Genomic DNA, 25,443 nt, shown 5'->3' on the forward strand with positions numbered 1-25,443 from the left:
CCGAGCCTCATGTGCTACGGCGCGGGCACGCTCCTCCAGACAAGAAAGGCCGCCAGCCATGGCCGTTCCTGCCAAGAACATTCCCGCCCCGGACCTCGTTCCGGTCCGCCGTGCGCTGCTCTCCGTCTTCGACAAGACGGGCTTGATCGACTTTGCCAGGGCACTGGCCGCGGCCGGCGTCGAGCTGGTCTCCACCGGCGGCACGGCAAAAGCGATCGCCGAGGCCGGCATGGCGGTGCGCGACGTCTCCGAGCTCACCGGCTTCCCCGAGATCATGGATGGCCGCGTCAAGACGCTGCACCCGTCCGTGCATGGCGCGCTGCTTGGTGTGCGCGACGACCCCGAGCACGCATTGGCGATGCGCAAATACGGCATCGAGCCGATCGATCTCGTCGTCTCCAATCTTTACCCGTTCGAGGAAGTCCGCCGCTCCGGCGCCGACTACGCGGCGATCGTCGAGAACATCGACATTGGCGGCCCGGCGATGATCCGCGCGTCGGCCAAGAACCACGCCTATGTCGCCATCGTCACCGATCCCGGCGATTACGCCGCTGTGCTCAACGCGCTGGAGATGAACATCGGCTCTCTGTCGTTGGATTTCCGCAAGAAACTGGCGGCGAAGGCCTTCGCCCGCACCGCCACCTACGATGCGGCGATCTCGGGCTGGTTCGCCGAGGCGCTGGAGATCGAGCATCCAACCTGGCGCGCTTTCGGCGGCAGGCTGGCCGAGGTGATGCGCTACGGCGAGAACCCGCACCAGGGCGCCGGCTTCTACGTCAATGGCGACAAACGGCCGGGCGTCGCCACGGCGCGGCAGCTGCAGGGCAAGCAGCTATCCTACAACAACATCAACGATACCGACGCCGCTTTCGAACTGGCCGGCGAATTCGATCCCAATCGCTCGGCCGCCGTCGCCATCATCAAGCACGCCAACCCGTGCGGCGTAGCCGAAGGCACATCGCTGAAAGCGGCCTACGCAAAGGCGCTCGCCTGCGACCCGGTCTCGGCCTTCGGCGGCATCGTCGCCTTGAACCGCACCCTTGACGCGGAGGCGGCTGAGGAAATCGTGAAAACCTTTACCGAGGTGATCATCGCGCCCGACGCCACCGACGAGGCCGCGGCAATCATAGCTGCCAAGAAGAATTTGCGCCTGCTGGTCACCAGCGGCCTGCCGGACCCGCGCACGGCCGGCACGACGGTCAAGTCGGTTTCAGGCGGCCTGCTGGTCCAAGGCCGCGACAATGCCGTGGTCGACGACCTCGACCTGAAGGTGGTGACGAAGCGCGCGCCGACGCCGGCTGAAATGGCCGATCTCAAATTCGCCTTCCGCGTCGCCAAGCACGTCAAGTCGAACGCCGTAGTCTACGCCAAGGACGGCGCCACGGTCGGCATCGGCGCCGGCCAGATGAGCCGGGTCGATTCCTCGCGCATCGCCGCGCGCAAGGCGATCGACGCGGCGGAGGCGGCAGGCATGGCGGAGCCGTTGACCAAGGGCTCGGTGGTCGCTTCGGACGCCTTCTTCCCCTTCGCCGACGGCCTGCTGTCGGCCATCGAAGCCGGTGCCACCGCCGTGATCCAGCCGGGCGGTTCGATGCGCGACGACGACGTCATCGCCGCCGCCGACGAACATGGCATCGCCATGGTGTTCACCGGCGTGCGGCATTTCAGGCACTAACCTGCCGCTCGGCGGCCAGTGGGATGAATTATCGAAGCATCTACTCCGGCCGATCCGCCGGATAGGGTGTGCGAACCAGGATCGCCATGCCGATGGCCAGGAACAAAATAATCGCCGCCATGCCAAGCCGGGCCGAGCCGCTGGTGGCGGTAATCGTCGCCACCATGAACGGCGCCAGGAAACTGGTCGCCCGACCGGCCAGCGCATAGATGCCGAAATAGCGACCGGATTCGGCTGCGGTCACGCTGCGCGCCATGTAGGAGCGCGACGAGGCCTGCACCGGCCCGAAAGCCAGGCCGATCAGCAGGCCGTACATGATGTAGGCCTTTTCGGCCGCCGTACCGAACAGGCCGCCTGAATCGGAGGTCGAAAGCTGGATCAGGCCGAGCAGCGTGAACCCAGGGCCGGTCGAGACCACGCCGATAGTGGCGATGGACAGCATGACCAGCGAAATCATCACCACCGCCTTGGAGCCCAGCGCGGTGTCCAGGCGGGCGGCGACCCAGCAGCCGAAGATGGCGACGACATTGAGGATGATGCCGAACATCCCGATCTCGGTGATCGACCAGTGGAACATGCCCGCCGCGAAGGTGCCGCCCAGCGCCAGCAAGGCATTGACGCCATCCTGGTAGATCATGCGGGCGACGAGAAAGCGGAAGATGCCGCCGCGCTTGCGCACCTCGGCCAGTGTCGATTTCAGCTCCGACAGGCCTTCGCGCACCGCCGGCCCGATCGGGATGCCCTTGATGGCGTCGGGCGTAAAGAAAAACATCGGCAGGATGAATAGGAAATACCAGCCGGCCGACAGCGGCCCGGTGGCGCGAGCATCCTCGCCCAGCTGCGGATCGAGCCCGAACAGCGGGGTGATGCCGATGATCGTCTTGCCGGTCTCCGGTGAGCCGGCCAGGCAGGTGACGACGAAGATCAGTGCGATCATGCCGCCGAGATAACCGAGGCCCCAGGCCATGTTGGAGATGCGGCCGATCTCGCTCTTTGGCACCAGCCGCGGCATCATGGAATCGTTGAAGACAGTGGAGAACTCCGCCGCCACCGACGCCAGCGAGAACAGCGCCACGACCAGGAACAGGTTGGAACCCGGCGCGGCGAACCAGAGCAAGGTGAGACTGGTGATCTTGATCGCCGCGAAAAACGCGATCCACGGCTTGCGCGGCCCGGTCTGGTCGGCGATCGATCCGAGGATCGGCGATAGCACCGCGATGACCAGCCCGGCCGCGGCGATGCCATAACCCCAGACGGCCTGGCCAGTGGTTGGATCACCCGCCATGCGCGAAACGAAATAGGGGCCGAAGATGAAGGTGGTGACGACCGTGAAGAACGGCTGCGCCGCCCAGTCGAAGAACATCCACCCCCAGATGCCGCGCCCGGATGCCCGCTGCACTGTCTCTACCGCCATAGTGATTCCCCCGGCGTCCGCTCCGCCCATTTCGGGCGCCATGTCTGCATGTTTCGAATGATCATGCAAACGGACAACCGCTGGCTCACATGCCCGTCAGATCGCTCATCAGCCCCGACGCAACCGACAGCCGCGACACGGTGATGTCGCCGCCCTCCGTCAACGCCTGCAGCCGTTCGCGGATGCGCGCCACCCGCTCGCCACCGGCTTCGAGCCAGGCCGCCACCGGATCGGCCGCCTCGGCATGGCCGGTAAGCGCGGCGATAGCGATGCCGCGCCGCGCCGCGCCGATCGTGTCGGTGGCGCGGGACAGAGCGAGCTGGTCATAATAGTCCGATGGCGTGATCGAGCGCGCCGCATCCTCGACGCGCGGGATGCGAAAGGCATCGCTGACGGCGAAGAACGCCTTGGCCGCCGCGACGATATCGGCACCGGCGGTGCGGGCCGTCAGCGCGACGTCCGGGATGAGCTCCGCCGCCTCGCTCATCGCCAGCTGCTCGGCCAGCTTTTCCGGTGCGCCCGCCTTGAACAGCCCGTGCCGCTTCTCCTCGATCCGCTCGCGCGAAAAAGCCGGCAGCAGCGAAACGAGCTTGGGCTCCAGCGCCTTGCGCGCATCCTGCAGTTCGGCGATGCGCTGGCCGAGCGGTGCCGTGCCGGCATCGTTCTTCAGGTACCAGCCGCTGCTCATATAGATAAGCCGGCTCACCATCTGATAGAGATCGAGTTGCACCTGGCCGTCGACCAGGTTGTCGAGCGCGTCGATCTCGCGATAGAGCGCGGGCAGCGCAAAGCCATCGCGCACCACGGCGAAGGTGCGCACCACATCGGCTGCGGTGCGCCCCGTCGCCTCCTGCAGCCGGTTGACGAAGGACGGCCCACCGCGATTGACCAGATCGTTGGCGACGACACGCGCGATGATCTCGCGGCGCAACCGGTGGCCATGGATCTCGGAAGCGTATTTCTTCGCCATCCGGTCCGGGAAATAACCCATCAGGTCGCGGTCGAAATGCGCATCGTCAGGCACGTCGCTGGCGACGATGTCGGAAAACAGCACGATCTTGGCATAGGCGAGCAGCACGCCGAGCTCGGCCCGGGTCAACGGCTCGCCGCGCGCCTCGCGCTCGGCAAGCGCTGCCGGCGACGGCAGTGTTTCCACGACACGATCGAGCAGGCCGCGTGCCTCCAGCGCCGTCATGAAGCGGCTCTGATGCGCGATGTCGGCGAGGCCGCGCTTGCGGGCGATCGAAAGCGCCAGCGTCTGCTGGTAGTTGTTGGACAGCACCAGCCCGCCGACCTCGTCGGTCATCTCGGCCAGCAGCTTGTTGCGCGCCGGCCGCGTCAGCGATCCCTTGCGCATTGCCGACGCCAGCGCGATCTTGATGTTGACCTCGACGTCGGAGCAGTTGACGCCGCCCGAATTGTCGATCGCATCGGAGTTGCAGCGGCCGCCATTCATGCCGAACTCGATGCGCGCCCGCTGCGTCACACCCAGGTTGGCGCCCTCGCCGATCACCTTGGCGCGCACCTCGAGCGCCGTGATGCGGATGGCATCGTTGGCACGGTCGCCGACCTCGGCATTGGTCTCGGTCGATGCCCTGAGATACGTGCCGATGCCGCCGAACCACAAGAGGTCGACCGGCGCCTTGAGGATGGCGGTCATGATCTCGACCGGCGTGGCGGTCGTCTTGGCAAGTCCGATCGCCGCCGCCGCGGCAGCCGGCAAGGTGATCGATTTCTGGCTGCGCGAAACGATGACGCCGCCATCCGACAGCTTGGTCTTGTCATAGTCCTGCCAACTCGAACGCGGCAGCGCGAACATGCGCTCGCGCTCTGCCATCGAGGCCGCCATGTCGGGATCGGGATCGATGAAGATGTCGCGATGGTCGAAAGCGGCGATCAGCCGCGTTTTCGGCGACAACAGCATGCCATTGCCGAACACGTCGCCCGACATGTCGCCGACGCCCACGACAGAGAAGGGCGAGGTCTGGATGTCGCGGTTCATCTCGCGGAAATGCCGCTTGACCGCTTCCCAGGCGCCCTTGGCGGTGATGCCCATCTTCTTGTGGTCGTAGCCGGCCGAACCGCCGCTGGCGAAGGCATCGTCGAGCCAGAAGCCGTGCTTTTCGGAGATGGCGTTGGCGGTGTCGGAGAAGGTTGCCGTGCCCTTGTCGGCGGCGACGACGAAATAAGGATCGTCCTGGTCGCGGCGCACGACACCTGCCGGTGGAATGACGCCGTCCAGGCCGATATTGTCCGTGATCGAGAGCAGGCTGGAAACGAAGTTCTTGTAAGCCGATGTGCCGGCCTCGAAGATCGCGTCGCGTCCGGCGCTCATCGGCAGTTTCTTGGGATAGAAGCCACCCTTGGCGCCGACCGGCACGATGACGGCGTTCTTGACCTGTTGCGCCTTGACCAGGCCGAGCACCTCGGTGCGATAGTCCTGGGCGCGGTCGGACCAGCGCAAGCCGCCACGCGCAACCGGGCCGAAGCGCAGGTGCAGGCCTTCGACCTCCGAGCCGTAGACGAAAATTTCGCGCCATGGCCGCGGCGCCGGCAATCCCTCGACCGCCTGCGACTCGAGCTTGATCGCCAGCGACTGGCCTTTCTCTTTCGTATCGGCAACGAAATGATTGGTGCGCAGCGAGGCTTCGATCAAATTGAGGTAGCGGCGGATGATGGTGTCGTCGTCAATGTTGGGCACATCCTCCAGCGCATCCTTGATCTTGGCCTTGAGGTGCTTTGCCGCCACCACGCCTTCGGTTTCGGCCGTCGGGCCGAGCCGGGCGATGAACAGCGCGTGCAGGCCGCGCGCGATCTCGGGATAGCGGTTGAGTGCGGCGGCGATGAAATCCTGGCTCTGCGGGATGCCGACCTGCTGCAGGTAACGGCCATAGGCACGCAGGATGGTGATCTCGCCCGACCACAGGCCGGCGGTCTGGGCGAGGCCGTTATAGCCGTCATTGTCGACGTCGCCCCGCCACACCGACAGGAAAGCGTCCTCGAACAGAGCACCGCCGTCGGCGAGGTCGATCGGCTTGCCGTAGCTGTTCTCCAGTTCCATGTCGTGGATGAAGACCAGGCCCGACTGGTCGTCGCCGACTTCGAAAGTCCGCTCGCTGATGACGCGGAAGCCGATGTTCTCCAGCACCGGAACGCGCCGCGACAGTGCCACCGGGCTGCCATGGTGATAGATCTTCAGCGCCGCCTGGTGCGGCTTCTGCTCGGCATGGCGGTAATAATCGATGGCGATCGGATTGCCGGCGCTGATCTTGGCGATTCGTCCGGCGTCGGCCAGCGCCACGCCAGCGCTGAACGTATCCCGGTAGCTCTCTGGCAGCCGCGCGGCGATGGCTTTCAACGCCGGGTCGCTGCCGCTGGCTTCGGCCGCATCGGCAAGCGCATCTTCCCAGGTGCGCACGATGTCGCGGATCGCCGCCTCTATCGTCGCCTGCTCGACCTTCGGCGTCTTGCCGCCGGAGCGGCCGATGATGAAGTGCACGCGCGCCAGCCCGCCTTCCGGGAAAGCCGGGTAATAGGCCGACAGCCGGCCCTCGAACGCGGTTTTCAGATAGGTGCCGATCTTCTCGCGCACGACGCTGTCGTAGCGGTCGCGCGGCACGAAGACGAGGATCGAGACGAAACGGTCGAACTGGTCGACGCGCACCAGCGCCCGCACGCGCGGCCGCTCGACCAGGCCCAGAATGGCAGCGGCATGCTTGCGCAGGATCGGCACCGGAACCTGGAACAGCTCGTCGCGCGGATAGCTTTCCAGCACGTTGATCAGCGCCTTGCCGGAGTGGTCGTGGCGGTCGAACCCCGACTTGGCGATGATGGTTTCGGCCTTGGACCTGAGATACGGGATCTTCATCACCGAGCGCGTGTATGCGGTCGAGGTGAACAGGCCGACGATGCGCAGTTCGCCCGCCAACGCACCTTTGGCGCTGTAGGTCTTGACGCCGATGTAATCGAGATAGATGCGCCGGTGCACCAGCGACTTGGCATTGGCCTTGGTGACGATCAGCGGCTCCGGTCCGTGCAGGAAAGCGCGGATTTCCGGCGTCGTCGTCACCGCTTCGGTGCCGCGTCTCAGCACCAGCACGTCCGGGTCGGTCAGGATGCCGAGGCCGGGTTTTTCGGCCCGCTCCAGATTGCCGCTTTCCTCGCCGCCGGTGTACTTGAATTCACGCATGCCAAGGAAAGTGAAATTGTCGTCGCGCAGCCACTCCAGGAAGGCGATCGCCTCGGCGACGCTCTTCTTGTCGAGCGGCACCGCCGAATAGCGGAATTCGGAGATGGCCTGATCGAGCCGGGCTAGCATCGGCCGCCAGTCGTTGACGGCGGCATGGACCTGGCCGAGCATCTTGCGCAGCCGCTCGGCCAGGCCATTTGCTTGTTCGGGCGTCAGCCGGGGAATATGGACATGGATCACGCTGAGCCGGTCGTGGCTGCCGTCATCCCTGGCGAAATTGCCATCGCCGAGGATTTCGTCGACACCCGTCTTGCCATGGCGGACCGTAATCACCGGATGGGTGACCAGGGTCGGTTCGCCGGCGGTTTCTGTAACCTCGCCGAGGATGGAATCGAACAGGAATGGCATGTTGTCGTTGACCACCGTGATGACGGTCACCGGACGGCCTTCGCGAACCACGCCCGAATCGGCGTCGACGGCGACGACGCACTCACCCTTTTTGTGGGCGGCGACCGCCTGGCCGGCGAGATCGGCGGCACGCTCGAGGTCGGCCACGTCATAGGCGGCGATATCCTCCGCCGGCGCGCGGGCGAGCAGGTAATCGGCGAGCCTGGCCGGTCTGTCATCGGCCTTTGCCGCAGGTGCCTTCTTCTTCGACTTAGCTGCGGATTTTACGCTGGCCATGACGCTTCTTCCCTCCCGTCGCATGCTTTTGCGACTATGGTAGCAGATGACCGCTGTTTGGCGACAAAGGTTTGACGGCTTGCCAAGAATTCTCGGAATTCGGCGGCAAGGCTTCGCATGACGAGGAGAAATGACACGATGACGGGCAAAATCACCGCGCTAGACCTGGCCGCCGGAGAACTGAGCGAGCCGACAAAAGCCTATTTCGCCAAATGCGAGGAAAAGCTCGGCCTCGTCCCCAACGTGCTCAAGGCCTATGCCTTCGAGGACAAGAAACTGCGCGCCTTCACCGACATGTACAATGATTTGATGCTGGGCGAGTCCGGCCTGTCGAAGCTGGAACGCGAGATGATCGCGGTCGCCGTCTCCTCCATCAACCACTGCTACTACTGCCTGACCGCGCATGGCGCGGCGGTGCGCCAGCTCTCGGGCGATCCCCTGCTTGGTGAGATGATGGTGATGAATTTCCGCGCCGCCGATCTTTCGCCGAAGCAAACGGCAATGCTCGACTTCGCCGTCAAGCTGACGGAGGAGCCGGCCAGGATCGTCGAGGCCGATCGCGCGGCCCTGCGCCAGGCCGGCTTCAGCGATCGCGACATCTGGGATATCGCCTCGACCGCGGCCTTCTTCAACATGTCGAACCGTGTCGCGGCCGCGATCGACATGCGGCCGAACGACGAATACCACGCCATGGCGCGATAGGGCCACGCGCGTTCCACCATCGGTCCTACTTCGCATCAAGCGTTGACAGGCGAATGCCGCCGGCTAGTTTTCCGGGAAAATTTCCGAGGGGTGAACTTGATGCCCGAGGCCAACGCTTCGTGAATGGGAGTCCCCCTATGCTTGATGCAATTGCCAAACCCGGGGTTTTTCTCCGCGCCCTGACCATGACGCTGGCGCTTGCCACTCCACCCGCCCACGCCTTCGAGGCGGTGACAGCCTACCAGCCCATTTTCGAGACAGCCGCGGCCAAGACGATAACGCTGACTGGCCATGACCTGACCGTCGAACAGGTCATCGACATCGCTCGCAACGGCGCCAAGGTCGAGCTCAGCCCCGAGGCGCTGCAACGTTCGGCGGACGCTTATGGCCTGCTGCTCGAAGGTGCTGCCGAAGGTGCCACCATCTACTGGTTCAACCGTGGCGCCGGCGACCAGCGCGAGACGGTGATCTTCTCGGGCGATCCGACGACGCCGGAAAACAGTAAGCTGCTCAAGGATCAGCAGCTCGCCCGCTTCAAGGGCGGCGTCAACAGAGGCTACGGGCCGGAGCTGCAGGAAGAAGCGCTGGTACGCGCCATCATGGCGATCCGCGCCAACACCATGTCCTACGAGGCTGCCAGCCCGCAGCTGACGCATATGCTGGTCGACATGCTGAACAAGCGGGTGACGCCGGTCGTGCAATCGCGCGGCACGCTCGGCGAAGGCGACCTCGCGACGCTTGGCAATATCGGCGCGGCCATGGTCGGGGAAGGCGAAGCCTATCTCGATGGCGTCAGAATGCCGGCCACACAGGCCCTTTCGCAGGCCGGTCTGAAGCCTCTCGAGCCTTTCGCCGCCGACCAGGCCGCGCTGATCAGCACCAATGCCTACGCACAGGCACAGGCCGTGCTTTTGCTGGAGGACGCCCGAAAACTGCTGGAGTGGACCGACCTCAGCTACGCCATGGGGCTGAACGGCATGAATTCCAGCGTGACGCCGATTTCCGCACCCGTGCAATTCATGCGGCCTTACCCATGGCTGACATGGGATGCCGCGCGGGTCATGGACATGATCAAGGGCAGCTATCTCTTCGACGAGGATCAGGCCCGCATCATCCAGGATCCGGAAAGCATGCGCGCCTCCAGCCAGCGCCAGGGCTCGGCCTGGCAGGCCTGGGCGGATCTGCGCCAATCCGTGCTGCTCTCCATCAATTCGTCGGATCACAATCCGGCCGTGCTGCCGGGCCTGACGCCGCAGAGTTCGCCGGAGCTGAGCACGCCGCAATTCATGAAATATTACATCAAGGGCGGGCCGCTGAGCGGCGGCAAGTCCGGCTACATCTTCTCCAACGCCAACTGGGATCCCTATCCCATGGCCAATCAGGTCGAGGCTTTCACCATCTCTCTCACCAATCTCGGCGTCGCGGTGGCGCAGCGCATCGAGCGCTTCCGCAATCCCTTCTTCACCGTGATCAAGCCGACCGATGCGCTGAAGCCCGACGAGCGCAAGGACATCCCGACCTTCGACGGCTATCTGCCGACCGATCTCTGGCAGGAACTGGCCGACCTCGGCACGCCGGTGACGCCGAATGGCCAGGCGATCGTCGCCACCGTCGAGGACCTGGAAGGGCAGACCCGCATCAAGACGCAACGCGCCCGCGAGGCGGTCGACATATCCTTCCATCTCTTGGCGCAGGACCTGTTGACGGCAAGCTATTGGATGGAAATCCGCAAGGCGCAGAACCCGCAGCGGAAATTCGGCGAGGCGCCAACCGCGGCGCTCGAGGCGCTGCGCCAGGTGATCCCCTGGCACCAGGCGGCATCGGAACGGCAAAAGCGGCCGCTCGGCATGGTCGCCTACGATTTCATGCAGGAGAACCCGGCCTCGAAATTCTATTCCGGCGGACCGCAGGCGCCGAAGGCGGCCGCCATGCCTGCGGCCGGCGTCTTGCCCAGATAGCCTTACCGCGCCGCGATGGCCGCCGCCGCACCGGCCATCGTCGTGGCGCTGACGCGGTTGGCGATCTTCATGGCGCGCTTGCTCCTGAGGAGCTTGCGCGCCTGCGAGGCGGCGAGCACCCAGGCGAGATCGATGGCGATCAGCACCACCGCCATGGTCGCCGTCAGTTCGACCCAGCCGACGAGACTGACCGAAGCGAGGTCGATGATGGTCGGCAACAGCGCCAGGTAAAACATCATGATCTTGGGATTGCCGAGCGTGACGGCCATGCCGGCGAAAAAAAGCTTGCCGGCCGAATCCTCACGCGGCATCTCGCCCTCCTTGGCGTCGACAGGCGCCGTCCACATCTTCCAGGCGAGATAGGCCAGGTAGAGAACGCCGATCCATTTCACAACGACGAAAGCGAGATGGAAGGTCTGCGCCACCACGGCCAGCCCAAACACCGCCAGCGACAGCCAGATGCCTTCGCCAATCCACATGGCAAGCAGGAACGGAAACACATCGCGAAACCCCTTCGAGATAACGCGCGCGACAAGCGCCGCGATCGATGGGCCAGGCGAACCGGCGGCCACGAACAAGGCGGCGGCGAAAATCAGCAGCGAGGCGAGGTGCATGGCGAGGGTCTCCGCGTCAGGGCTTCATCAATCACAATAACCCGACAGCTGCGTCTCTGGCAAAGGCAAGACAATATGAGCCATGGGCGCTGACCCCCTCAGCGTGACTTGCGGAGCCCCTTGCAGCCCCAGCATCACGCCGCTAGAAGGGCCGCCGCGAAACAATTTCGAGCTTCACTTTGCCCCAGTAACCACCGGTCTCGTCAACTCCCCCGACACACCTGCATGGCGCCGCATCAGCGGTGCCTGTTTGTTTTTTTGATGTGTTCCTCTGGGCGGCGGTTCGAGACCGGTTTGGCACTGCTGAACCGCTGTCGCTCGGCTTACCGCCAGCGACACCTGACGTCACAATCTCCGCAGCCGCCCGCCACGCCGCGCCCGCATGGGCATCTCGATAGCGCCGACCGGATGAACTTCCCAACGGGAAGGACTTACCGGCATGTCTTGCGCCCTGCGCGTCCACTGGGCGATCGCGCCAGAAATCGCACCACGACCCCTGATCAACTGCAATCGCTGTGGCTTCGTGAAAGCCTACCGCTGCAGCGAGAAATTCCGCGTCAACGCCAACGGCAAGCGCATCGACGCGTGGCTGATCTATCGCTGCGTCGACTGCGACAATTCCTGGAATTTCGGCATTTTCGAGCGCTGCAACCGGCGCGATATCGCGCCGGCACTGCTGGCGGCGCTCGAAAGCAATGATCCGGCACTGGTCCGGAGCCATGCCTTCGACATCGTCGCCCTGCGCAACCAGGTGGGACGCGTCGAAGAGTTCCCCGACGCCGTCGTGCGCAAGCAGGTGATCGGCGGGATTAAGCAAGGCGCGACGGTGCTGGATCTCCGGCTTGGTCTGGAAATACCGGTATCGTTGAGGCTCGACCGGCTGCTTGCCAACGAACTCGGCATCTCGCGGTCGCGCCTTCACGCACTGGACGAGCGGAGGCTGCTGACCATCGAGCCGGATGGAGCAAAGGCCCTGCGCAAACCGGTCCGAGAGGGAGCGACAATCCGCATCGATCTCGCCAGCGAGCCCGACCGGCGGACCATCATCTCGGCCGCTGGTGGATGAACGAAAGAGGGCGGAGAACAAGTGCTCCGCCCTCTCAAACTCTCGGAAAGGGAAACTTTACGCCGCGCCGACCGCCTTCGACGACTTCTCGAAACGCTTGCGCTCGTTCGGGTCGAGATAGAGTTTGCGCAGGCGAATGGTCTTCGGCGTCACCTCGACCAGTTCGTCGTCCTGGATCCAGGCCAGCGCGCGCTCCAGCGTCATGCGGATCGGCGGGGTGAGCTTGACCGCCTCGTCCTTGCCGGCGGCGCGGATGTTGGTCAGCTTCTTGCCCTTCAGCACGTTCACTTCGAGATCGTTGTCCCGGCTGTGGATACCGATGATCATGCCCTGATAGACCTTGACGCCGGGATCGATGACCATCGGACCGCGATCTTCAAGGTTCCACATGGCGTAAGCCACCGACTCGCCCTGTTCGTTGGAGATCAGCACGCCGTTGGTGCGGCCAGGCAACTCGCCCTTGTAGGGCTCGTAGGCATGGAACAGCCGGTTCATCACGGCGGTGCCGCGCGTATCGGTCAACAGTTCCGACTGGTAGCCGATCAGGCCGCGCGTCGGCGCATGGAAGACGATGCGCTGGCGGTTGCCGCCCGAGGGACGCAGCTCGACCATTTCGGCCTTGCGTTCCGACATCTTCTGCACGACGACACCGGCATGCTCCTCGTCGACGTCGATGACGACTTCCTCGACCGGCTCCAGCAATTCGCCATTCTCGCCCTTCTGCATGACGACGCGCGGACGCGAGACGGCGATCTCGAAACCTTCGCGGCGCATGGTCTCGATCAGGACGGCGAGCTGCAATTCGCCGCGGCCGGAAACGAAGAACGAATCCTTGTCGGGCGATTCTTCGATTTTCAGCGCGACATTGCCTTCGGCCTCGCGCAGCAGACGGTCACGGATGACGCGACTGGTCACCTTGTCGCCTTCGGTGCCGGCCAACGGGCTGTCGTTGACGAGGAAGGACATGGTCACGGTCGGCGGATCGATAGGCTGTGCATGCAGCGCCTCGGTCACCGCCAGGTCGCAGAACGTGTCGGCGACGGTGCCCTTGGACAGGCCGGCGATGGCGACGATGTCACCCGCCTGCGCTTCTTCGATCGGCTGACGCTCGAGGCCGCGGAAAGCGAGAATCTTTGAAATGCGGCCGGTCTCGATCTGGGTGCCGTCATTGTGCAGCACCTTGACCGCCTGGTTAGACTTCAGCGTGCCGCTCTCGATGCGGCCGGTGATGATGCGGCCGAGGAACGGGTTTGCTTCCAGGATGGTGCCGATCATGCGGAACGGACCGGGATGAACGGTCGGCGCCGGCACATGCTTGATGACGAGGTCGAACAGCGGCGCAAGCTGCTGGTCCTTCGGGCCTTCCGGATTTTCCGACACCCAGCCGTCGCGGCCCGAACCATAGAGGATCGGGAAGTCGAGCTGCTCGTCGGTGGCGTCGAGCGCGGCGAACAGGTCGAACACCTCGTTGACCACCTCGACATGGCGCGCGTCCGGCCGGTCGATCTTGTTGATGACGACGATCGGTCTCAAGCCGACCTTGAGCGCCTTGCCGACGACGAACTTGGTCTGCGGCATCGGGCCTTCGGCGGCGTCGACCAGCACGATGGCGGAATCCACCATCGACAGGATGCGCTCGACCTCACCACCGAAATCGGCGTGGCCGGGCGTGTCGACGATGTTGATGCGCGTGTCCTTCCAGTCGACCGAGGTCGCCTTGGCCAGGATGGTGATGCCGCGTTCCTTTTCGAGATCGTTGGAATCCATGGCGCGCTCGGCGACGCGCTGGTTGTCGCGGAAGGAGCCGGACTGTTTCAAAAGCTGGTCGACCAAGGTGGTCTTTCCATGGTCGACGTGCGCGATGATCGCGATATTACGGAGGTTCATGATTCTGGTCTCGGAAGCGTTGCAGGCAGCAGGCCAAGGGCGCTGCCTCTTTCGGTTGCGCGGCTCATACAGGGTTTTTCGCAGTTGCGAAAGGGGACGCGCGACACCAAATACTCATCAAATCTTAAGCATCTGCGTGTGAAATGATTTTGTTAACCAAGGCGGGAACCTTTTCAGGGCCCGGACAGTTCGAACGTGATGACCGATAGACTCAACCGATTTTGGCCGCTTATCGCTTCCGCCGCCTTTGCGATGCTGCTGGCGGCCAACGCCGCGCAGTCGGCCGCGACGCTGGAGGAAACGCGCCCTGTCCTGCCGGCTGATGCGCCTTCCGCACAACAGGCCTTTGCCGACGCGCCCGACGGCGTCGACCCCGTGGTGACGGGGCCGGTCAGTGCCGCCTTCAAGCAGAGACAGGCGAGCGCCAACTGCGACGCGGCGGTCTGGCCCAACATTCCAATGGTCTGCTACCCCGACTGATCGTCCGCGCCCGTTCTTACACGCCGAGGTGTGTTGAGATTCAGGTCAGGCCGGGCCGAAAATAGTGGTTTTCGAGAATCCGAGCGGAGCGTACATTTTGTACGTGAGCTCAATTCTACTGCGACGCAGTAGAATTGAGAAGCGCAGGAATCCGCCGTTTGCAGGCCGGCCTCACCTGAATTATCGACGCGCCTCAAGCCGCCTGCGGTTCGGGATCGAAGGCCGGCCGGCTGGTGTTGATCAGGAGCGAAATACAAGCCGCCGCGATCGCCGTCATGCCGGCAATCAGGAACGCCAGTTCGTAGTTGCCCTGCAGTTCGCGCATGGTGCCGCCGAAGGCAGCAGCGGTGGCGGCACCCACCTGATGGCCGGCCACGATCCAGCCGAACACGATCGGCCCGCTGCGGTCGCCGAAGGCTTCGTTGGCGAGCCTTAAAGTCGGCGGCACGGTGGCGATCCAGTCGAGACCATAGAGCACCGCGAAGATGATCAGGCTGGTTGCCGAGAAACCTGAATAGGGCAAATAGATCAGCGACAGGCCACGGATGGCATAGTAGACGCCGAGCAGCTTGCGCGGATCGTAGCGGTCGGTGAGCCAACCGGACAGCGTGGTGCCGATCAGGTCGAAAATGCCCATCATCGACAACAGGCCGGCGGCCTGCACCTCGCCGATGCCCATGTCGCCGCAGAAGGCGATCAGATGGGTGCCGACCAGCCCGTTGGTGGTGAAGCCACAGACGAAGAAGGTGGCGAACAGGTACCAGAAAACCCGCGTGCCGGCGGCGCGGCGCAGCGTGCTGAGCGTATGCGCCAGGAAATTGCCCTGTGACGCGGGCGAAGTCGGCGGCACATCATCCGCCTCGGCGCCATAACGCACCATGCCAATCGAGGCCGGGCGCTCCGGCACCAGCAACCAGACCAGAGGGATCAACGCCGCGGTGGCGATCGCGACAGCGATGACGACAGGCTGCCAGCCGCCTGTCTGGGCGAGCGAGGCGATCAGCGGCAGGAAAATCAGCATGCCGGTGGCGCTGGAGGCCGACATCAGCCCCATGACAAGACCGCGATTGGTCTTGAACCAGCGGTTGACGATGGTGGCGCCAAGGACGCTGGCGACAGCGCCGGATCCGATGCCGGAAAAAACGCCCCAGGTGATGAACAGATGCCATGGCTTGGTCATCAGCAGGCTGAGCGTGGTCGAAGCCGACATCACCACCAGCGACGCCAGCAGCGTGCGGCGCAGCCCGATGCGCTCCATGAGCGCCGCGGCGAACGGACCGGTCAGCCCATAGAGCAGGATGCCGACGCCCGCGGCCAGCGAAATGACGTCGCGCCGCCAGCCGAAGCTGTTTTCGAGCGGCAGCATCATGACGGAAGGCGCCGAGCGCAGGCCGGCCGCGATCAGCAGGCAGAGGAAGATGACGCCCACCACCACGAACGCGTAGCGCTGGCCAAAGGGACGGGATTGAGCTATCATGTTACTGACCGGTACGTTGCAAGATGGGAGCATGTATACGTACCGATCGGTAACATTGTCAATCGAGTCCCATGATGCCAAGCGACAAAAATATTGAACTGACCATCAGCGACGGTCATGCGTCGGCGCCACCGAAGGCCGCCAAGAAGATCCTCGACGTGGCCTATGACCTGTTCTACCGGCGCGGTATCCGGGCGATCGGCGTCGACGAAATCGTCAAGCGTGCCGGCGTCACCAAGCCCAGCCTCTATCGCAGCTTTCCCTCCAAGGACGAGCTGGCCGCTTCCTACCTCAGGCAATACGATCGTGAATATTGGGAGCGTTTCGACGAGGCCGTCGCCGCCAATCCCGGCGACCCGCGCGCTCAGATCAAGGCTTTCCTGACCCGCATCGGCAAGCGAACGCAGGTGGCGGACTATCGCGGCTGCGGCATGACCAATGCGGCGGTCGAATATCCCGACCACAGCCATCCGGCTCGCGTCGTCAGCGAGGCCAACAAGCAGGAATTGCGCCGCCGCCTGCGCGCCATGGCGGCTGCGATGGGCGCGCAAGACCCCGACACGCTGGGCGACGGGTTGCTGCTGCTTATCGAAGGCGCCTATATCAGCGGCCAACTGTTCGGCCTCGGCGGCCCCGCGCAGTCGGTTGCCCGCAACGCCGACCTGCTGATCGAAGCCAGCTTGAAGAAATAGCGATTGGCGATACGCTGGGACGACCTCCAAGGGAGATCTCCGCCATGCGCAGCCTGTTGATCCCGCTCACCTTCGCCGGCCTTTGCCAGGCGGCGCAGGCCGGCGACATATCCAGCACCTACACCGACCTCGACTGGAAGAAGGACTGCGTGACCTATGCGCAGGCCGAGCAGGGCGACGGCGACTGGGCCGACCTCGCCTGCTCCGGCTATCGCGGCTATCCCGTGCTGGTCGGATATGACGACGCCCGCGAATCGCTGTTCTATGGTTTTCCGCCCGGCGGCGACATGACGTCCACCTGGGAAAGTTTTTCCGCCTTGAATTCGTCCGGAGCCAAGGTCGAGTGGCGCGTCGAAACCAATGGCGACAAAGCCGCGCCGTTCGCGGTCATCCACCGCCGCTCGATCAGCAATGGCGAGGACGAGACCAAGAAGACCGAGGTGCTGCTCGTCGCCAAGGTCGCCCAGATGGACGCCCGGGACGGCTGCACCGTCGGCCTGGTGTTGGCCACCGGTAACCCCGCCGCCAACGACCAGGCGCGCAAGATCGCCGACGAGAAGGCGAAAGGCTTCGCCTGCGGCAAGGACAAGCGCGTGGTGATTGGCGACGTGCCGGCTTTCGGCCGGGTCGATAACTGACCGCTCGAGCTACTTGCTCGCCTTCGCCCGGTCGATCGCGTCCATGATCATCTTCTTGGCGTATTTGGAATCATGCCAGCCCTCGATCTTGACCCATTTGCCGGGTTCCAGATCCTTGTAGTGCTCGAAGAAGTGCTGCACCTGCTGGCGCGTGATGTCGGGCAGCTGCGTGTATTCGGTGACGTTCTCGTAGCGCAGTGTCAGCTTCGGTGACGGCACCGCGATGATCTTTTCGTCCTGGCCGGCATTGTCTTCCATGATCAGCACACCGATCGGCCGCACGTTGATCACGCAGCCCGGCACCAAGGCGCGCGTGTTGCAGATCAGCACGTCAATCGGGTCGCCGTCGCCCGAAAGCGTGTGCGGCACGAAACCGTAATTGCCGGGGTAGCGCATCGAGGTGTGCAGGAAGCGGTCGACGAACAGCGTGCCGGCCTCCTTGTCCATCTCGTACTTGATCGGCTCGCCGCCGATCGGCACCTCGATGATGACATTGACGTCCTCAGGCGGATTCTTTCCGGTGGCTATGGCTTCGATGCGCATGTCTTTTGTCCCTCTCTCGGTCGGCAGGAGATAGCGGGCGGCGCAAAATGGTGCAATGCGGCGAATGGTGCTTACAGGCGTCCGGCGAGACGCGATGGCGGTCAACCCGTTCAATCATCGGCACAAGATGTTTCAAGGTCGTGATGTGCGTGAGCCCGGGACCACGCGTTCCGCGATTATCCCCAGGCGGTCACTCCCAGACGAAGGCGACCTTCTTCAGCGCCTTCTGCTCGAAAATCTCGACCCCTTCGGCGATGTCGCGGCCGCCGGCCCCGGCATAGAAGGCAAGTGCGTTCTGATTGTCTTCCAGCGCCCACACCACCATGCCTTTCAGCCCATGGTCGGCGAGACGTGCCCTGGCCGCCGAAAACAGCCGCCTGCCGAGCCCGATGCCCTGATATTCCGGGCGCAGGTACAATTCGTAGATCTCGCCCTGCTGCTTGAGCTCCTTGGCGCGATTCTTGCCGATCGTCGCATAGCCGGCGATCGTGCCGCCGATCTCGACGACGAGGACGGTGGCGGCGCGGCGGATGGCGTTGGCCCACCAGTCGCTTCCGCGACGGTTGATCATAGATGTCAGCGTGCGGTGCGGAATGATTCCGCTATACGCGCCGCGCCAAGCCTCGAGGTGCACTTCGGCGATGGCGCCGGCATCGCGCGGGTCTGCCTTCCGAATGTCGATCGTCAGCGTATTCATGATTTGTTAACCATAAACCCGCATCGCCCGATTGCAAGAGTCCCGGCGGCCGATGGTCCGCTTTCGCACAGACGATCATGACACTGCCGACATTGGCCAAAGCCTGCCTGAAAACGCGCTCAGCCGAGGCGGATGGCGCGGCTTTCGAGTACCGAAACCCAGCGGACTTTTAGGTCCGTGGGCATCGGAAGCGCAGAAAGCCGCGTCAGGCGTCCGGCTGAGTAGCGTTTGCAGGTAGGGCTTTTCAGATTTCGACCAGATGGTCGTCGAGCTCGTTGGTATCGCCCGAAGTAACCGGAAAGTGCTCGGCCAGCACGGCCCCGACCCCCTCGATCGCCTTGACGAAACCGTCGGCAAGCCGATCGTGGCCGGCATGCGCGGTCAGATCGCGCACCACGCCGTCCCAGACATGCTGGCCGACCTTGGCGTCGATGCCCGAATCGGCGACCACTTCTGCGTAGCGCTCGGCGATCGAGACGAAGATCAGCACGCCGGTGCGCGCCGTGGTGCGGTGGACGTTGCGGGCGAGGAACTGCTTGACCGCATTGGCGTGCGCGGCCTGATAGCGCAGCCGACGCGGCACCATATGGATGCGCAGGCCGGGCAGCGTCCACAACATGGCCAGCACGCAGGCCATGGCCAGCAACTGAGCGATGACGAAATGTGGCAGGCGGATGGTGAGCCACCAGGCCTCCAGCCCATAGGCGACCGCGAGACTGACGACCAGCATGCCGAGGGTCGCCATCAAGGCTGCGGGAGCGAAGTAGCCGTCGCTGGCATGCGCCACGACGCAGTAGATCTCGCCGTCGGTTTGCGCTTCGGCGGCGCGGATCGCAGCGGCGATGCGCTCATGATCCTGCGGGCTGATCGGTCGTGTCGCCATGATCTTGTCTCACCAGCTTCCTGAAGAACCGCCACCGCCGGACGAGCCGCCGCCACCGGAAAACCCGCCGCCACTGCTTGAGCCCGACGACCAGCCACTGCCGGAACCGCCCGAGGACCAGCCGCCGCTCGACGACCTCGTCCAGCCGCTGGCTCCGGATGATCCGCCCGCTCCCTGGCCATAACGAAACGTCATACCCAGCCATCGATACACGCCCGGCGACAGCTTTGTGCCGAACATCGGCGGCAGGAAGGCCATTGCCAGGCCACCGAAGAACATCGTCGCCCACAGGATCAGGAACACCGCGACGACCGGATCCATGGGGGTGCTGCTGTCGGCGGGATTGCGCCGGCCGCGCGCCTCCAACTCCTCCGGATTGCCGTTCAGCACCATGATCATGTCGTCGACGGCCTTGGAGATGCCGCCCGGGAAATCGCCGGCGCGGAAGGCCGGCACCATGTCGTTCTCGATGATCAACTTGGTGTGCAGGTCGGTCAGCGTGCCTTCCAGCCCATAGCCGACTTCGATGCGCATCTTGCGGTCGTTTGGCGCGACCAAAAGCAGGACACCGTTGTTCTCCTTGGCCTGGCCGAGCTTCCAGAAGCGGAACAGCCGGTTGGCGTAGGGCTCGATCTCCTCGCCGCCGAGGCTGGGAATGGTGGCGACGACGATCTGGTCGGAGCCCTTGGTTTCGAAGTCCGCCAGCTTCTGCGTCAGCGCGGCACGTGTGCCGGCATCGATGATGCCGGCATTGTCGACCACGCGGCCGGTGAGAGCCGGAAGGTCGGCGGCCACGGCGGCGATCGAGGCAAGCAGCAGAGACGCCAGGATAATCAAGGCCAGGCGCAGCCGCGAAGCGCATTGGCCGGGCATTGAAGGGACGGCAGCTCTGGCCATGGCCTTACCAGCCTCCCGAGGAGCCGCCGCCGCCGGACGAACCGCCGCCGCCCGAAAAACCGCCACCGGAGGACCCTCCGCCGGAGGACCAACCGCCGCCGCCGGACGACCAGCCGCCGGACGATGATCGCCGGTGCGGCTTGAAGGTCATGCCGAGCCAGCGATAGCGTCCGGGCCCGAGTTTCTGGCCGAAGATCGGCGGCAGGACCGAGGCCGCGATGCTGCCGAAGAAAATGATCGCCCAGATGCCGATAAAAATGGCGAAGAACAGGTCGTCGGAATTGAATGGTGCCTGCTCGTTGCGCTTGCCGCGCGCTTCCAGTTCTTCCGGATTGCCCTCCAGCACCATGATCATGTCGTCGACGGCCTTGGAGATGCCGCCCGGGAAATCGCCGGCGCGGAAGGCCGGCACCATGTCGTTCTCGATGATCAGCTTGGTGTGCAGGTCGGTCAGCGTGCCTTCCAACCCGTACCCGACCTCGATGCGCATCTTGCGGTCGTTTGGCGCGACCAAAAGCAGGACGCCGTTGTTCTCCTTGGCCTGGCCGAGCTTCCAGAAGCGGAACAGCCGGTTGGCGTAGGGCTCGATCTCCTCGCCGCCGAGGCTGGGAATGGTGGCGACGACGATCTGGTCCGAGCCCTTGGTTTCGAAGTCGGCGAGTTTTTGGGTCAGCGCCGCACGTGTGCCGGCATCGATGATGCCGGCATTGTCGACCACGCGGCCGGTCAGCGCCGGAAGATCGGCGGCGAAGGCGGCGAACGGGAGGAAGAGGATGCCGGCAAGAAGGCCAAGAAAGGAAAGGTAGGCGTTCCGTAGCGCCCCCCTTGAGGAGGAGATGTCCGGCAGGACAGAGGGGGGTGTTTGCACGCCGGCGGTCCGTCTTTTCGGGAATTCGTTCCGAGGACAGTCGCCGTTCACCCGCCCTGCTTCGTGCCGAAATCGACCTTCGGCGGCTGCATCTTGTCTTCGTCGACGGTGAAGTTGGCGAAGGGCTCGTTGCCGCGGAACCAGAATGTCGCCCACAGCACCGACGGGAAGGTCTTCAGCGTCAAATTGTAGTCCCTGACCGCCTGGATGTAGTCGCGCCGCGCCACCGCGATGCGGTTCTCCGTGCCTTCGAGCTGCGCCTGCAGCGCCAGGAAATTCTGGTTGGCCTTGAGGTCGGGATAGGCTTCCGACACCGCGATCAGCCGCGACAGCGCGCTGGTCAGCCCGGCCTGGGCATCCTGAAACTTCTTGAGGGCTTCCGGATCCTTCAGCGTTTCGGGCGTCACCGTGATCTGCGTCGCCTTGGCGCGCGCTTGGACAACCGCGTCGAGCGTGTCCTTTTCATGCGAGGCATAGCCCTTGACCGTCTCGACCAGATTGGGAATGAGGTCGGCGCGGCGCTGATACTGGTTCAACACCTCGCTCCATGCCGCCCTGGCGTTTTCTTCCGCCGTCGGGATCGTGTTGTAGCCGCAGCCGGCAAGCAGCGGCAGCACGATTGCCATCATCAGGAAGGCGGGCAACGTGCGAAATGTCGATGGTCGAGCAAGGCGCTGGGCAAGCATGAAGGGATCCCTCGATAGAAGTTGCATCCGAAGCATTACCACAATCGGCGCGCAAGAAAACGGCCTCGGCCTCTGAAGCAGGCTCGGCATGAATTGTGCCCGCGCAAGGCCCTGTGATTGGCCCGGTGAACGCGATAAGGTTCGATCAGAACGGGATATCATCATGGCGAAACGCCAGGACAGCGACAGCGAATCGCGCCGTATCCTCCAGCGCGTCGCGCAGGAGACCGATCCGGCCGGCAATTCTTTCGTGGCACGGACGACGAAAGGCATGCGCGACCACGTCTCCGCGGCCGATGCCGATCGCACGGATCCGATCGAAGTCTGGGGTACGCGTGTTGGCAGGATACTCGGCCTGCTTCTGGCGCTGGGCCTGATGGTCTGGCTCGTGCTTTTCCTCACCCGGGGCAGCTAGGAATCAAGAGACAATGAGCGCCGAAAAAGCCGACGCGCCGCGCGCGGTCATCGTCATATCCAGCCATGTCGCCCGCGGCTCCGTCGGCAACCGCGCGGCCGTCTTCGCGCTGGAGACACTGGGCTTTCCGGTCTGGGCCGTACCTACGGTCACCCTGCCCTGGCATCCCGGCCATGGCCGCGCGACCCGCATCGTGCCGCCGCTCGACCAGTTCAAGGCGCTGATGGCCGATCTGGAGCGCGCGCCGTGGCTGGGTGAGGTCGGGGCCGTGCTGTCGGGTTATCTCGGCGAGGCCGGCCAGGCCGAGGCGGTCGCCTCGCTGGTCGCCGCGGTCAAGGCGAGGACGCCCGATGCCGTCTATATCTGCGATCCGGTGATGGGTGATTCCGGCGGCCTCTACGTGCCCGAGCCCACCGCCGCCGCCATGCGCGACCGGCTGATGCCGATCGCCGACATCGCCACGCCCAACCGCTATGAGCTGGAATGGATGGCCGGCGCGCCGCTGCCCGATCTGAAATCGGTGATCTCGGCCGCACTCCATGCCGGACCGTCGACCATGCTGGTCACCTCGGCTCCGTCGATGATGTCAGGCGGCACAGGCAATCTGCTGCTCGACGGCACCCAGGCGCTGCTGGCCGAACACCGCCTGATCGACAAGCCGCCGAACGGCCTTGGCGACTTGACGGCAGCGGTCTACCTGGCGCGCATCCTGTCCGGCCAGCCGGCGATCAAGGCGCTGCAGTCAACGACGGCGGCGGTCTACGAAATCCTGGCGCGCACCGCAAAACGCGGCGGCGACGAACTGCAGCTCGAAACCGACGCGCAGAGCCTGTCGCACCCGATGGCCATGGTCCAGCTTCGCCACCTCACGCATCCGGGGCGGGATCGCCGGGCGTGACCCCGGCCAAGGTCGTGCTCGTCGGCGCCGATGGCTGCAAGGCCGGCTGGATCGCCGTGCGGAGCGAACCCGGTTCGACACGTCGTGACCCAGATACGGCGCCTTCGGTCGATGTCTTCCCTTCGTTCGCCGCCCTGCTGGCGGCGATCCCCGATGACGCGATCGTCGCCGTCGACATGCCGATCGGTCTACCGGAATTTTCGCAAAAGGGCGGACGCGGGCCGGAAGCGCTGGTGCGGCCGCTGCTTGGCGCTCGCCAGTCCAGCGTCTTCTCGATTCCGTCCCGTGCCGCGCTCTATGCCGACACCAGCGGCTTCACCACGATCGAAGCCTGGTACGCGGCGCATATCAGGGCAAGCGAAGCGGCCAAGGCCACATCCAACCCGCCGCGCGGCGTTTCCATCCAGGCCTTCGGCATCTTTTCGAAAATCCGCGAGATCGACACATTGCTGATCGCGCGGCCCGAACTGCGCGGCCGCATCTTCGAATCGCATCCGGAAGTCGCCTTCTGTCGCCTGAACGGCGATCAGGCCATGCGGTTGCCGAAGAAGATCAAGGGCAGCGTCAATCTGGCCGGCATGGCGGAGCGCAAGGCGCTGCTTTGCCGGCACGGCTATGACATGGATTTCCTCGACCAGCTGCCGCCACGTGGTGCGGCCGCCGACGATTTCCTCGATGCGGCGGCCATGATGCTGATTGCCGGCCGCATCGCCAGCGGCGACGCGAAGCCGTTTCCCGACCCGCCTCGCGCTGACGGTTTTGGCATACCGGTCGCCATTTGGGCGTGACAATGTCGGCGGGCGTCCCGCTCTGGCGCATGGCATTTATAGCTAGCCCCTACAATTCTGCATTGCTCGTAACGGGTTTTTGCCGTTAGAGGCTTTCCTCGACCGCAACGAGCTGCCGCCTCCAACCCGGAAAGGCCTTAGCCGCCCATGCCTCATCTTCCCGAACACCTCCTCGCCGGCTACCGCAATTTCATGAACGGCCGCTACCTCACCGAGAGCGGCCGCTATCGCGAGCTCGCCCGCGAAGGCCAGGCGCCCGAGACCATGATCGTCGCCTGTTGCGACTCGCGATCCGCGCCCGAGGCGATCTTCGACGCCGGCCCCGGCGAACTCTTCGTCTTGCGCAATGTCGGCAATCTGGTGCCGCCTTACGAGCCGGACGGCGAGTTCCATTCGACCTCGGCCGCGCTCGAATTCGCGGTGCAGAGCCTCAAGGTCAAGAATATCGTGGTCATGGGCCACGGCCGCTGCGGCGGCATCCGGGCCGCGCTCGACACCAACTCCGCGCCGCTGTCTCCCGGCGACTTCATCGGCAAGTGGATGAGCTTGATCGCGCCGGCCGCCGAGACGGTGTCGGCCAGCACCTTCATGACGGCGACGGAACGCCAGACGGCCCTGGAGCGCATCTCGATCCGCTACTCCCTCGCCAATCTCAGGACCTTTCCCTGCGTCTCGATCCTTGAGGGCAAGGGGCGGCTGTCATTGCACGGAGCCTGGTTCGACATTTCGACCGGCGAGCTCTGGGTGATGAACAAGGAGACCGGCGATTTCGAGCGGCCGGTGCTGGAATGAACGGTGGGGCGCGCCAGGCGATGAGCGTCCGGCCGGTCGTTTTCTCGGCGGCCGCGCTGATGATAGCGATCGTTGCCGCTCGCGCCGATGACCGCGCCATCATAAGCCGCTGGTATTCGGCGCTGCTGGTCGCCGATCGCACCGAGCTGGCGGACCTGCTCGCCGACGACGTCCGCATCAAGCTCGACGACCTCGGCGTTGTCCAGAGCAAGCAGGAATTCATCGCCTCGCTCGACGAATGGAAAGGTGCGGTTGCGGGAGCCGCGATCCGCCACCGCATCGAGAAGACCGAAGGTGGGGTCATCACCGTGATCGCCTGCTACGACTTCCCCAACAATGACATGCTGATGCAGGAGACCTTCGCGGTGAGCGACAACCGCATCACCGCCAGTTCGCAGGCGGCAATCGCTGAAAACTGCGAGGGCTACTGAGCGGAGCGGCCAACTGGCATATTGCGGGCCCGCGGACCGCGCCCTACATCGGTGACACCCTCCTTCCTG

Annotated in this window: 23 protein-coding genes; 12 read left to right on the plus strand and 11 right to left on the minus strand. The window is 64.4% G+C overall.

The genetic code is table 11. The annotated features are described in order from the left end of the window. The first annotated feature begins 58 nt into the window (after positions 1 to 58). The gene (purH, locus tag LB557_RS22580; RefSeq protein WP_224643373.1) at positions 59 to 1,675 is read left to right on the plus strand and encodes a bifunctional phosphoribosylaminoimidazolecarboxamide formyltransferase/IMP cyclohydrolase; all 1,617 of its coding nucleotides are present in this window, start codon (positions 59 to 61) and stop codon (positions 1,673 to 1,675) included. A 40-nt stretch (positions 1,676 to 1,715) separates the two neighbouring features. On the opposite strand, the gene LB557_RS22585 is transcribed toward purH, so the two are convergent. Continuing rightward, complete coding sequence (locus LB557_RS22585) at positions 1,716 to 3,089, minus strand: MFS transporter (RefSeq protein WP_224643372.1); 1,374 nt, start codon at positions 3,087 to 3,089, stop codon at positions 1,716 to 1,718. Positions 3,090 to 3,174: 85 nt separating this feature from the next. Further along, positions 3,175 to 7,962, minus strand: a complete 4,788-nt coding sequence (locus LB557_RS22590) for an NAD-glutamate dehydrogenase (protein ID WP_224643371.1) — start codon at positions 7,960 to 7,962, stop codon at positions 3,175 to 3,177. Positions 7,963 to 8,100: 138 nt separating this feature from the next. Between LB557_RS22590 and LB557_RS22595 the strand changes: the two genes are divergently transcribed. Both LB557_RS22595 and LB557_RS22600 read left to right on the plus strand, forming a co-directional pair. Further along, complete coding sequence (locus tag LB557_RS22595) at positions 8,101 to 8,664, plus strand: peroxidase-related enzyme (protein ID WP_224643370.1); 564 nt, start codon at positions 8,101 to 8,103, stop codon at positions 8,662 to 8,664. Between the two features lie 137 nt (positions 8,665 to 8,801). Then, positions 8,802 to 10,622, plus strand: a complete 1,821-nt coding sequence (locus LB557_RS22600; protein ID WP_224643369.1) for an aromatic amino acid ammonia-lyase — start codon at positions 8,802 to 8,804, stop codon at positions 10,620 to 10,622. A 2-nt stretch (positions 10,623 to 10,624) separates the two neighbouring features. Here LB557_RS22600 and LB557_RS22605 read toward each other — a convergent pair whose 3' ends face one another. Then, positions 10,625 to 11,236: a LysE family translocator gene (locus LB557_RS22605; RefSeq protein WP_015315138.1), complete on the minus strand. Its 612-nt coding sequence runs from the start codon at positions 11,234 to 11,236 to the stop codon at positions 10,625 to 10,627. Positions 11,237 to 11,675: 439 nt separating this feature from the next. On the opposite strand from LB557_RS22605, the gene LB557_RS22610 reads away from it, so the two are divergent. After that, on the plus strand, positions 11,676 to 12,302 hold the full coding sequence (locus LB557_RS22610) for a DUF1062 domain-containing protein (protein WP_224643368.1): 627 nt from the start codon (positions 11,676 to 11,678) through the stop codon (positions 12,300 to 12,302). Positions 12,303 to 12,359: 57 nt separating this feature from the next. Here LB557_RS22610 and typA read toward each other — a convergent pair whose 3' ends face one another. Next, the gene (gene typA / locus LB557_RS22615; protein ID WP_015315136.1) at positions 12,360 to 14,189 is read right to left on the minus strand and encodes a translational GTPase TypA; all 1,830 of its coding nucleotides are present in this window, start codon (positions 14,187 to 14,189) and stop codon (positions 12,360 to 12,362) included. Positions 14,190 to 14,387: 198 nt separating this feature from the next. Here typA and LB557_RS22620 point away from each other — a divergent pair, with 198 nt between their 5' ends. Then, complete coding sequence (locus tag LB557_RS22620) at positions 14,388 to 14,669, plus strand: hypothetical protein (RefSeq protein ID WP_140874660.1); 282 nt, start codon at positions 14,388 to 14,390, stop codon at positions 14,667 to 14,669. A gap of 193 nt (positions 14,670 to 14,862) precedes the next feature. Here LB557_RS22620 and LB557_RS22625 read toward each other — a convergent pair whose 3' ends face one another. After that, positions 14,863 to 16,146, minus strand: a complete 1,284-nt coding sequence (locus LB557_RS22625) for an MFS transporter (protein WP_181172862.1) — start codon at positions 16,144 to 16,146, stop codon at positions 14,863 to 14,865. 74 nt (positions 16,147 to 16,220) lie between these two features. Between LB557_RS22625 and LB557_RS22630 the strand changes: the two genes are divergently transcribed. Both LB557_RS22630 and LB557_RS22635 read left to right on the plus strand, forming a co-directional pair. Continuing rightward, positions 16,221 to 16,838, plus strand: coding sequence for a TetR/AcrR family transcriptional regulator (locus LB557_RS22630; RefSeq protein WP_140712373.1), 618 nt, complete (start codon positions 16,221 to 16,223; stop codon positions 16,836 to 16,838). Between the two features lie 44 nt (positions 16,839 to 16,882). Then, complete coding sequence (locus LB557_RS22635) at positions 16,883 to 17,476, plus strand: hypothetical protein (protein ID WP_224643367.1); 594 nt, start codon at positions 16,883 to 16,885, stop codon at positions 17,474 to 17,476. A gap of 9 nt (positions 17,477 to 17,485) precedes the next feature. On the opposite strand, the gene ppa is transcribed toward LB557_RS22635, so the two are convergent. From ppa to LB557_RS22665, 6 genes are all read right to left on the minus strand, one after another. Next, positions 17,486 to 18,019: an inorganic diphosphatase gene (gene ppa, locus LB557_RS22640; protein WP_140616548.1), complete on the minus strand. Its 534-nt coding sequence runs from the start codon at positions 18,017 to 18,019 to the stop codon at positions 17,486 to 17,488. 190 nt (positions 18,020 to 18,209) lie between these two features. Then, entirely contained in the window at positions 18,210 to 18,716 is a 507-nt protein-coding gene (locus LB557_RS22645) for a GNAT family N-acetyltransferase (RefSeq protein ID WP_015315131.1), read from the minus strand. Between the two features lie 244 nt (positions 18,717 to 18,960). After that, the gene (locus tag LB557_RS22650) at positions 18,961 to 19,599 is read right to left on the minus strand and encodes a TPM domain-containing protein (protein WP_224643366.1); all 639 of its coding nucleotides are present in this window, start codon (positions 19,597 to 19,599) and stop codon (positions 18,961 to 18,963) included. A gap of 9 nt (positions 19,600 to 19,608) precedes the next feature. After that, positions 19,609 to 20,496 (minus strand): TPM domain-containing protein, encoded by an 888-nt coding sequence (locus LB557_RS22655; protein WP_224643365.1) that lies wholly within the window; start codon positions 20,494 to 20,496, stop codon positions 19,609 to 19,611. Between the two features lie 4 nt (positions 20,497 to 20,500). Beyond that, entirely contained in the window at positions 20,501 to 21,334 is an 834-nt protein-coding gene (locus tag LB557_RS22660) for a TPM domain-containing protein (protein ID WP_411970566.1), read from the minus strand. Positions 21,335 to 21,411: 77 nt separating this feature from the next. Further along, positions 21,412 to 22,050 (minus strand): LemA family protein, encoded by a 639-nt coding sequence (locus LB557_RS22665; RefSeq protein ID WP_015315127.1) that lies wholly within the window; start codon positions 22,048 to 22,050, stop codon positions 21,412 to 21,414. 163 nt (positions 22,051 to 22,213) lie between these two features. Between LB557_RS22665 and LB557_RS22670 the strand changes: the two genes are divergently transcribed. The 5 genes from LB557_RS22670 (at position 22,214) to LB557_RS22690 (ending at position 25,374) form a co-directional block, all read left to right on the plus strand. Beyond that, positions 22,214 to 22,465 (plus strand): hypothetical protein, encoded by a 252-nt coding sequence (locus LB557_RS22670; protein WP_015315126.1) that lies wholly within the window; start codon positions 22,214 to 22,216, stop codon positions 22,463 to 22,465. Positions 22,466 to 22,478: 13 nt separating this feature from the next. Continuing rightward, on the plus strand, positions 22,479 to 23,363 hold the full coding sequence (gene pdxY / locus LB557_RS22675; RefSeq protein WP_015315125.1) for a pyridoxal kinase PdxY: 885 nt from the start codon (positions 22,479 to 22,481) through the stop codon (positions 23,361 to 23,363). After that, entirely contained in the window at positions 23,360 to 24,151 is a 792-nt protein-coding gene (locus LB557_RS22680; RefSeq protein WP_140822725.1) for a DUF429 domain-containing protein, read from the plus strand. The genes pdxY and LB557_RS22680 overlap by 4 nt, the downstream gene beginning before the upstream one ends. A gap of 147 nt (positions 24,152 to 24,298) precedes the next feature. After that, a complete protein-coding gene (locus LB557_RS22685; protein WP_140616544.1) occupies positions 24,299 to 24,943 on the plus strand; it encodes a carbonic anhydrase in 645 nt (214 codons plus the stop codon). After that, complete coding sequence (locus tag LB557_RS22690; RefSeq protein WP_224644327.1) at positions 24,940 to 25,374, plus strand: nuclear transport factor 2 family protein; 435 nt, start codon at positions 24,940 to 24,942, stop codon at positions 25,372 to 25,374. The genes LB557_RS22685 and LB557_RS22690 overlap by 4 nt, the downstream gene beginning before the upstream one ends. The last annotated feature ends 69 nt before the right edge of the window (positions 25,375 to 25,443 follow it).

Origin of the sequence: Mesorhizobium sp. BR115XR7A (assembly GCF_020165315.1) — a bacterium.
Classification (GTDB): Bacteria; Pseudomonadota; Alphaproteobacteria; order Rhizobiales; family Rhizobiaceae; genus Mesorhizobium; species Mesorhizobium australicum.